A 13654-nucleotide genomic window follows, 5' to 3' on the forward strand; every position below is an offset into this window, starting at 1 on the left:
AAACCTATTTATTAATGTCATTTAATAAAGGTGGTAAGTAAGTTACTCCAAACAGATAGTTTCCAGAAAACCTATCCTCTCTGTGAAATTCGTAATCACTCATGTCCTTAACAACTAACAGTCTAAACAACGACCTGTTACATGTCAAGAATAATCATTATTTATTCCTGCGATTCGTACCATCAAGTTCAATGGGCTTTGCTAAAAATTTAATTCGTTCCATCAATCGCTTAGCCTTAAGTGGTTCCACATCTCCCTGAGCATTAACCTTTAAATGCTCTTGTTCCAATTGATCCATGGAAAAGTTAGAACTAAAAAAGGTGGGAAGCTCATTTTGCATTCGATACTCTAAAATAACCCCAAGAATGTCGTCTCTGATCCAAGATGACATTGAGTCCGCTCCAATATCGTCAATCATCAAAATTGGAGCAGTTTTAATTTCATCCAGCTTACCGCCAACTTGATTGTTTCCAATTGCATTTTTAATTTCAACGGCAAAACTTGGAAAATGAATCAAAACCGAACTATAACCGTCAGAGGCCAAACGATTGGCAATTGCTCCAAGTAAATAAGTTTTACCTACGCCAAAGGGACCGTATAGGTACAACCCCTTCTGAAAATGCTGAGGATTATTTTCATATGAACCAATAAAATCAAGTGCTCCTTCCAAAGCTTGAGCTCGTTCAGCTGTCTGTTCATAGTCACTTAAATTTGCCGATTTAATTTCTTTGGGCATTGAAATGGACTTAATGCGTGACGCAAATTGTTCTCGCTTCTGCTTGTTTAACAACGCTTGCGTAGGTTCGTACGAAACGTCAATCAAATGGTCACTTAAAACCAAGGTTGGTTGGTATCCCTTAGCAAAGTTAGCGTTTCCCTCTTCCAACTTTTTCTTTTCATTGACAAATTCATACAGTTTTGATGCCGACCGTTTCACAACATCATCACTTAACTCACTCTCATTGTCACTTAAAAATTGTTTAACGTCTGGATCAGAATAAACCGAATTCATTAACTGTTGGTAATTATGATTCAAATTTTTCTTTTTCATCAATTGGCTCATCTCATCACTAACATTCTTCATGATTACTCATCCCCAGACTTTTTATTTAATGAATTTAATTTCTCAGCAATTCGTTTTCGCTGAGTAGTCGAAATTTTTTCATTATCCCGACTTTTATTTTCCTTAGCCCAGTCAGGCAATGTTTCTTTGACATTTGTACGCCTTCGGTATCTTCTTTGTCGATTGTTTTTACTTTCAGTAACCTGTTCCTGATGGTGCTTAATATCGTCAATCGCTTTTGATGCACTATTAATTTTTCTTTGCGCCCAATCATTTGCAATGGTGTCAATTAAATTTTTATTAATGGTAGGTTTACCCTCGTCAATCAAGATGTGATAAACAAGGATATTGATAACTCCATTACTTAAAGTGTTGCGATTAATAAGTTCAGATAGAATCCTTTCTTCAGCGGAAGTAGTAAAACCACCTTTTTCACTCTTTAAAGAATCAAGAAATTCTACTGGAGCGGAAGAATCAGCAATTTGGGCCAATTGCTGTTCCTTGGTCGTTAGCTTACTTTGTAACTTGTCTGCCTCATGGACATGGTTTTGATTGGATTGATTTTCTGCTGGAGCCTTTATTTGATTTCGTCTAGAAATTAATATCTTAAACTTTTTAGGGTCAAACCGATTGTTAACCAAGTTACTGGCCTTCTCAATGTATTGTGCCATCTCAAGTTCACCAATTCCATATAATCGGTTGGTGTTACTAAAGAGTGTCTCATACTTTTTAACACTTTCATTTTCGACAAAGGACTTATCCAAAATATTCATCAATAGCTTAAAGTCAAACTGATCATTTAAAAGCTTATCATCAAAGGAATCTTTTTTTACATTAATCTTGTGTCGAACTGCCTTGATTACACTTGGTTGGTCATTTACTTTCTCATTATTAACTGAAAATACTTGCAGGAAATTACGAGTTTGATCATCTAACCCACTAAAATCAAAATGTTCTGGTAAGAGTTCATCTGAAAGTTGTAAATAGCGATCTTCACCAACCATTTCAAGTAATAACAGACTCAAAAGACTATCACTAAAGAATTGGTCAGGATTAAGTGGCAGTAAAAGTTGATACTCATACAAGTCGCTTTCAAAAGAATGATCAACATACGTCTTAAGCAAACCCGATCCTTCAAGTTTCATAAGTGAATCATCTAGTTCTTTGGCATCAATGCTAAGATCAGACATTAATTCAAAATTAACGTGCTTCTCATCATCAATTAACCATAAACAATTGTATAAGGCATATGCATTTTTACCAATGACGGGCATGTACAACAAATCGACATAATGACGTTCAACATCACTAATGGGCTGTGATCGATAAACTTTAAAATCAGTTTTAGGATTAATTCCGTTGATCATTCTTTATTCTTATCCTCATTATTTTCGTCTTCATCATCCATTAATTCTTTGAGTTTATTATAAAAGACTGACATATCCTTAAATTGGCGGTAAACACTTGCAAACCGAATGTAAGCAATTTCGTCAACTTCTTTTAGTCCTTTCATAACACCCTCACCAATAGTTTGGCTAGCCACTTCATGGCTGCCATCATCAGCGTCATAAGCTATTTTTTCAACCTTATCAACAATATGGTTCATCTGTTCCATCGAAACTGGACGCTTTTCAGATGATCTGACAATTCCACGCAAAATCTTAGAACGATTGAATTCTTCTCGATCACCGTTCTTTTTTACAACTAACAAGGGGCTTGATTCAATCACTTCAAATGTCGTAAACCGAAATCCACATTCTTCACATTCCCGTCTTCGACGAATACTTTCACCATCTTTGACTCGACGACTTTCTAAAACCTTTGAACCGATATGATGACACCGTGGACATTGCATTTTTTCACCTTCACTAATTACATAACACTTACTAAATCATACCAATCTTTAACCGACGACTTCAATTGATCGAAAGTGCCAGAGTTATCAATACACCAATCAGACAGTCGTGCTTTTATTGGTTGTGCCCATTGAGCACCAATCATTTTACTAGCTCGACTTATTGAAATATCATTTCTTCTAACTAACCGTTGCAGTTGAACAATTGGATCACACGTAACCATCAGATTAGCATCAGTTAAAATCTGAAATCCATTTTCAAAAAGGGTGGGAGCGTTTAAAATCACCAAACGTTGGTCTTGTAACTTGTTTAGTCGAGTATTAACTTCACGAAAAAGGTATGGGTTAACAATTTGGACTAACTTTTTCATACCATCACGATTTGAAAAAACAATCTTACCCAAAACACCTCGATCAATTTGCCCGTTACTTTTAATCACTAAACTGCCAAACTGCTCACTAATTTGATGAATTAACTCACGATTATCTTGTTCCAATTCATGTGTGATGGAATCTAGGTCTAATGTAGAAACCCCTAAAGTAACTAAATAATCACTTGCAGCCGATTTGCCGGTTGCAATTCCACCGGTTAATCCAATAACTTTACTCACTTAGATCACCATGAACTTTTTGACAATGAGGACAGAAACTAGTACCTCTTTGTGCAACCTTGATTTTTTCAATAGTAGTTCCACAACGCTCACACGATTGTCCCTTTTTACCATAAACATGAAGATGATTTTGAAAGCTGCCCTCTTCACCAAAGGCATTTTTATAAGTAAACACCGTTGTTCCATGACCCTTGATAGCTAACTGAATTTCTTTAATGATGTTTTCCCTTAAAGTTTCAATTTCCTGATCACTTAAATAGTTAGTAGCCTGTTCCGGATGAATCTTAGATAACCACAAACTTTCATCAGCATAAATATTCCCAATCCCAGCAATGTTAGATTGATCTAATAAAAATGCCTTAATTTTTCGGTGAGACTTATGCAGTTGCTTCTTTAAATAATCAAACGTTAAATCATTCTCAGTTGGCTCCGGTCCAATTTTATTCAATCCTGACAAATCATAAACCTGAGAATCCTTAACTAAATTCATCTTTCCAAATTTTCTTGTGTCATTGTAACGAAGCTTTCGACCATCGCTTAAATGAAAAACAACGTAAGTATGTTTTTGATTCTCAGTACCCTCAGGTACCACATCATATTTACCTTCCATTCGTAAGTGAGAAACTAAAGTATAATCGTCACTTAGCCGGATTAAGAGGTATTTACCCCTCCGATCAATTTGTAAAATATCCTTACCAGCTAACAAATCTTCAAATTCTTTTACTGGTAAATTCAACATTTTTGGATACAAAGCATCCACGGAAACAATCTTTTTACCCTGTACAAGATTGGTTAACCCTCTTCTTATCGTTTCAACTTCAGGTAACTCAGGCATTCCTACACCCCATTATTTTTTTATATCATACCAATTTGGTCCGTAATGACTTTCAACTTTTAGCGGTACATCCAGATCAACCGCAGAATCCATAACACTTGGAACTAATTTTTCTAAAATTGGAATCTCTTCTTTTGGTGCTTCAAAGATTAGTTCATCATGAATTTGCAGTAACATTGTGGCCTTTAAACCGTGTTTCTTAAGTTCTTTTTGCATTCTGATCATTGCAACTTTAACAATATCGGCAGCACTTCCCTGAATGGGGGAGTTCATTGCCGTTCTTTCGGCAAACGAACGTTTCTGAAATTGCTTAGAATTAATATCCGGCAGGTAGCGTCGACGTTTCATGATGGTTTCAGCATACCCATGATCTTCGGCGAACTTAATGCTATCTTGGGTGTATTTTTTGACCCCTGGATATTCCTTAAAATATTTATCAATAAATGCTTGAGCCCGTTTTCGTGATATGCCAGTATTTTTAGCAAGTCCATAAGCACTAATTCCATAGACAATCCCAAAATTGACAGCTTTTGCTTGTCTTCTCAACTCGGGAGTAACATCCTCGTTGCTTGGAAGTTCAAATATCCGTCGTGCGGTCGCTGCATGAATATCTTCCCCATTTTTAAAAGCTTCCTGCATGTTCTTATCTCCAGAAATGGCAGCTAAGACACGTAATTCAACTTGAGAATAATCCGATGAAAATAGTTGCCATCCCTTATGACGAGGAACAAACGCTTCACGAATTTTGCGACCTTCTTCAGTTCGAACTGGAATATTTTGAAGGTTTGGGTCAACCGAGGACAATCTTCCAGTTTGAGTTAAGGTCTGCAGATAACGAGTATGAACTTTATGATCACGAGAATAAATGTCTTTTTTGATTCCATCAATATAAGTTGAAATCAATTTTGACAGTTGCCTGTACGCCAGGACATTATCGACAATCGGATTCAGACCCGCAATTTTTTCTAACACATCAACCGACGTAGAGTACCCTGTTTTGGTTTTTTTCACAACTGGTAATTTCAACTTATCAAACAGGATTTCACCTAACTGCTTTGGTGACCCGATGTTGAATTCTTCTCCAGCCTCGTGATAAATCGACTGCTCAATTTCTGATAAATGCTCAGTAAATTTACTCTTCAATGCTTCGAGGGTATCTACGTCCACCGTAATTCCTTCAATCTCCATTGCACTTAGCACATAAGACAATGGAACTTCTATGTTACGGTACAAATCTAATTGATTGTGTTTCTTTAAATCATCAATCATTTTATCTTTTAAATCATTAATTGCCAATGCTTTCCTGACAATGTGAGCAAAAAAAGTCTCATCATTTTCTGGCAGCTGTTTTTTCTTTCCAGTTCCATAAACCTCACTATCCGGTTTAACCCCATAATATCCGTGCCGATTAGCCACTTTAGCCAAATCATTACTATTATCAAGGGTATTCAGTAAATATGAAGCTAATAACATGTCAAAATCAACGTTATTTAACTGAATATGTTCGCGATTGGCAGCCACAATTTGCGCTTTAGCATCGAAAACATTTTTTTTAATATCGTGATTTTCTAAAATGCCTTTTATTTTCGGATCATCTAAAAGATCAATATCCTTACTTACAAACCAATGATCCTTATCCCCAATAACAAAACCAACAAATGGAGCAGTATGGTAATTTTCATCCAACATTTCAATGTTAAAGACAACATCTTCTGACAAGTGATCTAACTCGGCTAAATTGTCTTTATTTAAAATCGTATATTTAACATCTGGAAGTTTCTCAGCCGACTGACTCTCTGATCCTTCCATTTCCTTTAAAAAGGATTTCATGTTCATTTTCTTATAAAAATCAACTAACTTATCATTATCGGGACCATCATACTTTAAATCTGATAATGAAATTGTGAGGGGAGCATTGCAGTCAATGGTGGCTAATTTTTTAGACAAAAATGCCTGGTCTTTATCCTTAATCAAATGCTCTTTCAATTTTTTACCAGAAACTTCATCGATATGATTATAAAGATTATCAATACTATCAAATTTTTGAATTAACTTGATCGCGGTCTTTGGACCAACTTTTTCAACACCCGGATAGTTATCCGAGTTGTCTCCCTGAAGACCCTTTACGTCAATAATCTGTCTAGGAGTAATTCCCATCGTCTCTTTTACAAAGTCTGGCGTGTATTTCTCAATTTCACTCACACCCTTCTTTGAAATCGCAACGGTAACTTTATCCGAACAAAGTTGGGTAAGATCACGGTCTCCCGTTATGATAGTAACTTGATAGCCGTCATCAGCCGCTTTCCTTGAAAGCGTCCCAATAATATCGTCAGCTTCATAGTCTTGCAATTCATAGGTTTTAATTCCCCGATCATGGAGCAGATCCATTACAAACGGGAATTGTTCACGTAATTCGTTGGGCATTTTTGCCCGTCCGGCTTTATAATCTTCGTACATTTTGGTTCTAAAGGTTGTTTTACCTGCATCAAAAGCGGCAAGAGCTGACGTTGGCTGAACATCCTTTAAAATGTCATCTAGCATTCGATTAAAACCATAGATCGCACTGGTGTGCAATCCGTCTTCATTGGTAAAACGTTCCAAGGAAGTAAATAACGCAAAGAATGCTTTATACGTTAAAGAATTTCCGTCAATTAATAATAATTTCTTGTCTGCCATAAAATTCTCCTTTAGAATTAATTACTATTATTTTAACACTTATAATCAGTTCAATTACGAAAAAAAACATGGTCAATCGACCATGTTTTTTTATTAATCTCGATTATTTCCAAAAATACCAAAGACCTCAAGAAGAAATGTAAATAGGTTTAGAAAATCAAGATACAACTGAAGTGCCCCAGAAATTGCAAGTCCGTTTACATTAATGTTACCAGAGTACTGCATGTACATTTTCTTTAAGTTTTGTGTATCAGTAGCACTCAACGCAGTAAAAATAATGATCCCAACGGCTGAAATAAATAACTCAATCCATGGATTTCTCAAGAATAAGTTAATTACCATCGCAATAATTAAAGCAATTAATGCTGCAAACAATTGCGTGCTTAACTTGGTTAAATCTCTGTGAGTAGTGAAACCAATTGCACTCATTACCAAGAAAATACTAGCACTGGATACTAACGCTGCTCCAATGGTACCAAGATTAAAGGCAATGAAAATGTAACTAAGTGAAAGCCCTGTTAAAACCGAGAAAACCAATAATCCGATAAAGCTTAACGTCGGATTACTTTGTGCAAATCCCGAAATCACAAAGGAAATTATGAACCAAACGATTAAAATTACTAATCCTGAGGCTCCACTACTGATGTTTGGCATAAAAACACTACTTAAATACGCAGAAATAGCAGAAATTAAAACCGCAATTCCCATAATCCCATATACTTTGGTAAAAAACGCGTTGAGTCCAGCATTATCGCCAACTACCCGACGACCACTTTCTCCATCAAAATTATTCATTTTTATTCTCCTTTAATTAACCTTCTTACTTAAATGACTTAACAATTCCTCATAGGATCTTTCGTACTTTTGAATATCTCCAGCACCCATAAATATTACCACGGCATCGTGATATTGCAACAGTGGAGACATGTTTTCTTCCTCAATTAAGCCACCATCTTTGGTAATTTTATTAACCAAATCCTCGCTCTTAACGTGTCCCGACTTTTCTCTTGGAGAACTATAAATTTTAGTAACGTATACCTTATCTGCTTTGCTTAACGTTTTAGCAAAGTCATCAAGATAGGCAATCGTTCGACTAAAAGTATGGGGTTGAAAAACAGCAATGATCTCCTTATTGGGATATTCTTGTCTAGCGGCATCTAAAGTAGCCTTAATCTCAGAGGGATGATGTGCGTAATCATCAATAATTGTCATATCGCCAACTTTAACTTGAGAAAAACGACGCTTAACCCCCTTGAAAGTTTGAAGTTCACGTCTGATTTCGTCCAAATTAACGTCTTCAAAATATGCAACGGCAATTACCGCCAAAGAATTTAAGACATTGTGTTCTCCATACAAAGGAATACTGAATTCCCCTAGATCCTTTCCGTCATATTTAACGTGAAAAGTCGATCCAGCAGTTGTTCGCTTAATGTCCACCGCCTGAAAATCGTCATCATCACTAGTTCCATAGTAATAAATTGGAACTGAAGCTTTTAACTTCCGTAAATTCTGATCATCGCCCCAAGCAAAAATAGCCTTTTTAACCTGGTTTGCAAAGGTTTGAAAAGCGTCAAAAACGTCCTCAATTCCGGTATAGTAATCCGGATGATCAAAATCAATGTTAGTCATAATGGCATAATCCGGATAAGTTGCCAGAAAATGGCGGCGATACTCGTCGGCCTCATAGACAAAGAAACGCGCATCAGTGGTTCCTTTCCCAGATCCATCACCAATCAGATAATCAGTTGGTGCGATCCCGCCTAATACGTGAGAAAGTAGTCCAGTGGTACTGGTTTTTCCGTGAGCACCACATACTCCGATGCTCGTGTACCCCTCAATTAATTCTTCCAAGAAATCAGGATAACTATAAATTTTTAATTCTAACTCTTCGGCTCTTTCAATCTCCGGATGCGTATCAGGGAAAGAATTCCCCTTAATAATCGTCATTCCCTTTTTAATGTTATCAGGATTGAATGGTTCAATCTTAATCCCAGCATTTTCTAATCCTTGCTGAGTAAAGGTATATTTTTCAATGTCAGAACCCATGACCTTACAACCGCGATCATGGAGAATGAGTGCCATTGCACTCATTCCGGTACCCTTAATTCCTACAAAAAAATAAGTAGTGTCTTTATTTATGTTAGTCATTTAGTTGGAATTCCCCTTTTTATTGTCTGGTTTAATAATACCAATTAAAGTAATGAAAATCTAAAAATTTAAATATTCAATTTAGCAAGTTCATTTTTCGTCAAATAAACATCTCGCGGTTTAGAGCCATGCTCACCTGAAATAAAATTATTTTGCTCCAAATCGTCAATAATACTTGCAGCACGATTGTATCCAATGGAAAACACTCGTTGCAATTTTGAAGTTGAAATCCCATCTTCATCTGCGATATAACTCAAAACTGACTTCCACAAGTCATCATGTTGTTGAGCTTGTTCTGCACTTTTAAGCAATGATTTGGGCTGAAACTCGTACTTTGGTGTTTCCTGACTTCGAACTTGATCACAAACTCGCTCAACTTCTTGGTTGGTAACAAAAGCACTCTGAAGTCGCACTGGTTGACTGGCACCACTACCCAGATAAAGCATATCTCCCTTACCGAGTAGTCGTTCAGCTCCGCTTTGATCAATGATTGTTCTTGAATCAATCTGGCTTGAAACCATAAAGGCGATTCGTGTTGGAATATTATTCTTAATGGTCCCAGTTACAATATCAACGCTCGGTCTTTGAGTAGCAACAATCAAGTGAATCCCAGCTGCCCGAGCTTTTTGTGTAATCCTAACAATATAATCTTGGACTTCTGTTGATGCAACCATCATTAGATCAGCAAGTTCATCAATCACAACTAGGATTTGAGGCAACTTATCCGCATCACGGCCATTTTTATGTGCCGCTTGATTATACTGAGTTAAGTTTCTTACCTCAGCAGCAGCTAATCGCTCATAACGGTTGTCCATTTCCTCAGTAACCCATTTTAAAGCAGCGGAAGCCTCTTTCGGATCTGAAACAACCGGAGTTAACAAATGTGGAATCCCATTATATGGCGCTAATTCAACCGCCTTAGGATCAATTAAAATCATCCTTAAATCACGAGGCGAATTGCGATACAACAATGAAACAAGCAAACTGTTTATGAACACACTCTTTCCAGATCCCGTTGCACCAGCAATCAAAGCATGTGGCATTTTTTGAATATCGGCAGTCTTAGAAGCGCCACCAATACTCATCCCTAATGCTACTTCTAACGGTGAATGACTAGATTCAAATTCATTTGAATCTAGAATCTCTGAAAGCATCACTGGTCTAGGCTTTGGATTAGGAATCTCGATTCCAACCGTCGACTTACCAGGAATTGGAGCCTCGATTCTAATATCTTTGGCTGCTAGGGCCATCTTTAAATCATCAGTTAGGTTAGTGATTTTGCTTACTTTAACACCAAGTTCCAACTTAACTTGAAATTGAGTAACGGTCGGTCCATCGGTCCAATCGACTACGTGACCATGCACCCCAAACGCCCTTAATGTATCATCAAGTGTTTTAACTTGCTTTTCAATCCATTCACTCAAACCATCATCAGAAGTCGAAATTGGTGGATTAAGCAGGTCACGACGAGGAAATTGATAATTAGTCTGACCCTCCTGATTGCTTGAAGTGTCGGCCAAATGCCTATGATTCGTTGTGGTTTCACTTTTTGAATCAGTAAGTTCGTTAGCAGGTTGAAGAAGTGCTTTTTCCTCATCTTGACGCTTATCAGTACTATCAATTGGAGAAGACGTCTTCTCGTTATCGCTTCTTTCATCAGGTTCTTTTAACTTATCTTGTGGATCCGATTCACTTAAAGTGGGATTACTTGATACCGTACCTGATGCGTTTTGATCATCATTATCTTTTCTATCATCACTAAACAAAGCTAGATTAGCCGCTAAGCCACTCTCCTCTTTAAAGATATCTGCGAGCGAGTGGCCTAATTCACGTTTACTGGCTGAAGATTCTTTATCATCTTCAGAGTTATCCACAGGCTTAGAGTTATCCACAATGTTTTCATTCTTATTTACATTTTCTTTAACAATTGGTTGAACGTCATTTTCCCATAAATCTAGATCATCAGCTGGAACGGCAGTTGGATCCTTAGGATTTAGATAAAGAACAAAATCATCATCATTCTTCTCCAATTCAACGGCTGCATCTTGATATGGTTTTCCGACTGACTGATGAACGGAATAGAAATTACTATTTTGGTTACGGGAACGCGGAGTAAATTCTTTTGTTCTTTCCACTAAGGAATTTCGGGACTCAACATAGTGCTTTTTATCATCTTTAAATCGCAACTGAAATCCGCTCTGATACTTTGGTTGATAACGAGACTGATAGGCTGATTGTTTAACATTAGAATCGTCACTACGGATAATTTCTTGATTTGATTTTTTTGTTGTTCTATGAAAATCATTGATTTTTTTATCGCTACTCTTAAAGGGAACTTTCCCATTAAAGTATTTACGATAAAATGCCGGTCCATCATAATGTTCCAATTTAATCACCCTTAAAGAATTATGTATAAAAAAACGAATAGAAACTATTCGTCAAAAAGATTTTTTGCTTTATCAAAATCAAATGGTTGCCCAACTTCATAAGAATCGGGTAAAACTAAAGCTCCTGGTTTATCGGGTGCATTAGGAATGTCTAATTCTCTTCCAGAACAAATCATTCCATCACTTTTTACCCCACGAAGCTCTCCTGGCCAAATAATTTGTCCATTTGGCATCATGGCTCCAACTTCCGCTACGACAACTTTGATTCCCGGTCTCATATTGGGAGACCCACTAACAAGTTGCAGCATTTCCCCATTCTGGACTTTTGTTTGAGTTATGTGAAGATGATCAGACTTCGGATGATCTTCCATTTTTTCAACGTAGCCAACCACAAACTTTGGTTCGGTACTAGTAGGTAAGAAAGTTTTAAACCCAGCCTCTTTCAACGCATCATTTAAAACTTCAACATCGTTACTTGAAAGATCAACTTTTCCATTCTCTGATTTTAAGTTCCCTAAAATCTCACTGGCATTGAAAAAATTATAGCCAACTACGTGTCCCTTCTTATCTTTAATCTGAACAATATCATTTGATTTTGATATTTTCTGTGGTTCCGATCCTTCTCCAAGAATGACAACCAAAACATCACCCATTTGGCTTGGATTATAACTTGCGATCATCAAATTTAGCTCACCTCCGAATTTATTGTGGAAGAGATTTAATAAAATCTTCTACTTGTTCCTTGGTTTTTCGATCTTTATTAACCAAACGACCAGTCTCAATCCCATTATCAAAGGCAACGAAGCTTGGAATTCCAAAAATGTTCATTTCCTTAGCTAAATCGATATTTTCATCCCGATCAACTGCAATAAAGTCATAGTTTGGAAAATCTTTTACAATTTCTGGCATAGCAGGCTTGATAAACGCACAATCTGGACACCATGTGGCAGAGAAAAATAGGATGTACTTTCCATGCTTAATTTTTTGCTTTAATTCGTTAAGATTCATTACTGGTAATTGTTCCATCGTATCCCTCCTAAACATTAATATTATAACCCACTCGTATTAAAAATGTTATATAATAAATTCAACAAATTCAATCGAAGGGATGCTTTTTATTATCATAAAACACAAACTAGCTTTTATTACTGGATCCGTAATTGCGGGAGTTTCGCTGTATTCACTTATTAAATTCAAGCAAGAACGCGACCAAGATCGGGTTAGACGTCACTTGTCCGATACATTAAGCAAAAAGTTTGATAATAGTGAGTTGTATGGTTACTGGATCGACTTTAACCAAAACGAAGATGGCCAGTTCCTTGGCGGAATCAACATTTTAGACGATGATAACCATGACATTAAATCATATGGATTTACATTCGATTTGACCACAAATAACCTCGATAACGTTCAACTTTTAAACACAAAGTCGATTAGTTAATCAACAAATTGGGCTACAATCTTATAGATTGGGCCCTTTTCTTTAAATTTTTCTTCATATTCAGTTTCTACATTATCTTTAGCAGCATCGCTAGCATGCAAGTCAAGATTAACGGATTCAAACTTCATCCCAAAATTATTCAAACTAACCAACGAATACTCAAATAATCCACGATTATCAGTTTTAAACTCCAGTTTAGCTTGGTCAGGTAACACGTCTTGATAACTCTTAAGAAAACGCGGCGAGGTAAGTCGCCGTTTTGTATGTCGTTTCTTTGGCCAGGGATCAGAAAAGTTTAGAAAAATCTTTGAAACCTCGCCCTTTTTAAAAATGGTGTTCACAAGGCCGCCATCAGTATGAATCAATTGAACGTTATCTAAACGACTATTTACGACTTTTTTTAGTGCCATTGCAATTACTGACTTTTGAATTTCAATCCCAATAAAATTAATATTGGGATTTTTTTCTGCCATTTCAGTAATAAATTTTCCTTTACCACAACCAATTTCGACATAAATTGGTGCGTCTCTAGAAAAACGTGTTTCCCACTTTCCCATGTATTTTTCTGGATCATCAACAATTAATTCAGGATGATCTAAAATAAATTGATTTGCCCAGGGCTTATTTCTAACTCTCAT

13 protein-coding genes are annotated in these 13654 nt (G+C 36.6%); 1 reads left to right on the forward strand and 12 read right to left on the reverse strand.

What is annotated here, in order from left to right:
- Positions 1-157: 157 nt before the first annotated feature.
- The 11 genes from dnaI to AC6UD0_RS01430 all read right to left on the reverse strand — a co-directional run bounded on the left by dnaI (position 158) and on the right by AC6UD0_RS01430 (position 12601).
- On the reverse strand, positions 158-1084 hold the full coding sequence (gene dnaI, locus AC6UD0_RS01380) for a primosomal protein DnaI (RefSeq protein WP_500696746.1): 927 nt from the start codon (positions 1082-1084) through the stop codon (positions 158-160).
- A gap of 2 nt (positions 1085-1086) precedes the next feature.
- Positions 1087-2430, reverse strand: a complete 1344-nt coding sequence (locus AC6UD0_RS01385; protein ID WP_500707893.1) for a DnaD domain protein — start codon at positions 2428-2430, stop codon at positions 1087-1089.
- On the reverse strand, positions 2427-2918 hold the full coding sequence (gene nrdR, locus AC6UD0_RS01390; protein WP_500693661.1) for a transcriptional regulator NrdR: 492 nt from the start codon (positions 2916-2918) through the stop codon (positions 2427-2429). Before nrdR ends, AC6UD0_RS01385 begins: the two co-directional genes overlap by 4 nt.
- Before the next feature lie 17 nt (positions 2919-2935).
- The gene (coaE, locus tag AC6UD0_RS01395) at positions 2936-3529 is read right to left on the reverse strand and encodes a dephospho-CoA kinase (RefSeq protein ID WP_500706594.1); all 594 of its coding nucleotides are present in this window, start codon (positions 3527-3529) and stop codon (positions 2936-2938) included.
- Positions 3522-4364 carry a DNA-formamidopyrimidine glycosylase gene (mutM, locus tag AC6UD0_RS01400; protein ID WP_500707894.1) on the reverse strand — a complete coding sequence of 281 codons (843 nt, stop codon included), beginning with the start codon at positions 4362-4364 and terminating at the stop codon, positions 3522-3524. The genes coaE and mutM overlap by 8 nt, the downstream gene beginning before the upstream one ends.
- 12 nt (positions 4365-4376) lie before the next feature.
- Positions 4377-7040 (reverse strand): DNA polymerase I, encoded by a 2664-nt coding sequence (polA, locus tag AC6UD0_RS01405; RefSeq protein ID WP_500707896.1) that lies wholly within the window; start codon positions 7038-7040, stop codon positions 4377-4379.
- A gap of 93 nt (positions 7041-7133) precedes the next feature.
- Positions 7134-7835, reverse strand: a complete 702-nt coding sequence (locus AC6UD0_RS01410; protein ID WP_500693657.1) for a Bax inhibitor-1/YccA family protein — start codon at positions 7833-7835, stop codon at positions 7134-7136.
- Between the two features lie 12 nt (positions 7836-7847).
- Complete coding sequence (gene murC / locus AC6UD0_RS01415) at positions 7848-9179, reverse strand: UDP-N-acetylmuramate--L-alanine ligase (protein WP_500707936.1); 1332 nt, start codon at positions 9177-9179, stop codon at positions 7848-7850.
- A gap of 77 nt (positions 9180-9256) precedes the next feature.
- Positions 9257-11575, reverse strand: a complete 2319-nt coding sequence (locus tag AC6UD0_RS01420) for a DNA translocase FtsK (RefSeq protein WP_500707898.1) — start codon at positions 11573-11575, stop codon at positions 9257-9259.
- A 44-nt stretch (positions 11576-11619) separates the two neighbouring features.
- Positions 11620-12258, reverse strand: a complete 639-nt coding sequence (gene ytpR, locus AC6UD0_RS01425) for a YtpR family tRNA-binding protein (RefSeq protein WP_500693655.1) — start codon at positions 12256-12258, stop codon at positions 11620-11622.
- A gap of 19 nt (positions 12259-12277) precedes the next feature.
- Positions 12278-12601 carry a thioredoxin family protein gene (locus AC6UD0_RS01430; protein ID WP_500695722.1) on the reverse strand — a complete coding sequence of 108 codons (324 nt, stop codon included), beginning with the start codon at positions 12599-12601 and terminating at the stop codon, positions 12278-12280.
- Positions 12602-12683: 82 nt separating this feature from the next.
- Between AC6UD0_RS01430 and AC6UD0_RS01435 the strand changes: the two genes are divergently transcribed.
- Complete coding sequence (locus AC6UD0_RS01435) at positions 12684-13016, forward strand: hypothetical protein (protein ID WP_500693653.1); 333 nt, start codon at positions 12684-12686, stop codon at positions 13014-13016.
- On the opposite strand, the gene trmB is transcribed toward AC6UD0_RS01435, so the two are convergent.
- Entirely contained in the window at positions 13013-13654 is a 642-nt protein-coding gene (gene trmB / locus AC6UD0_RS01440) for a tRNA (guanosine(46)-N7)-methyltransferase TrmB (protein ID WP_500699530.1), read from the reverse strand. The two genes, AC6UD0_RS01435 and trmB, sit on opposite strands and share 4 nt — an antisense overlap.

The organism is Fructilactobacillus sp. X7R9C1, assembly GCF_059901005.1.

What these genes read in the sequence shown, in the direction of transcription:
- dnaI (WP_500696746.1), bottom strand. Translation starts at nt 1,084, where the DNA reads ATGAAGAATGTTAGTGATGAGATGAGCCAATTGATGAAAAAGAAAAAT.
- AC6UD0_RS01385 (WP_500707893.1), bottom strand. Translation starts at nt 2,430, where the DNA reads ATGATCAACGGAATTAATCCTAAAACTGATTTTAAAGTTTATCGATCA.
- nrdR (WP_500693661.1), bottom strand. Translation starts at nt 2,918, where the DNA reads ATGCAATGTCCACGGTGTCATCATATCGGTTCAAAGGTTTTAGAAAGT.
- mutM (WP_500707894.1), bottom strand. Translation starts at nt 4,364, where the DNA reads ATGCCTGAGTTACCTGAAGTTGAAACGATAAGAAGAGGGTTAACCAAT.
- polA (WP_500707896.1), bottom strand. Translation starts at nt 7,040, where the DNA reads ATGGCAGACAAGAAATTATTATTAATTGACGGAAATTCTTTAACGTAT.
- AC6UD0_RS01410 (WP_500693657.1), bottom strand. Translation starts at nt 7,835, where the DNA reads ATGAATAATTTTGATGGAGAAAGTGGTCGTCGGGTAGTTGGCGATAAT.
- AC6UD0_RS01430 (WP_500695722.1), bottom strand. Translation starts at nt 12,601, where the DNA reads ATGGAACAATTACCAGTAATGAATCTTAACGAATTAAAGCAAAAAATT.
- AC6UD0_RS01435 (WP_500693653.1), top strand. Translation starts at nt 12,684, where the DNA reads ATGCTTTTTATTATCATAAAACACAAACTAGCTTTTATTACTGGATCC.
- trmB (WP_500699530.1), bottom strand. Translation starts at nt 13,654, where the DNA reads ATGAGAGTTAGAAATAAGCCCTGGGCAAATCAATTTATTTTAGATCAT.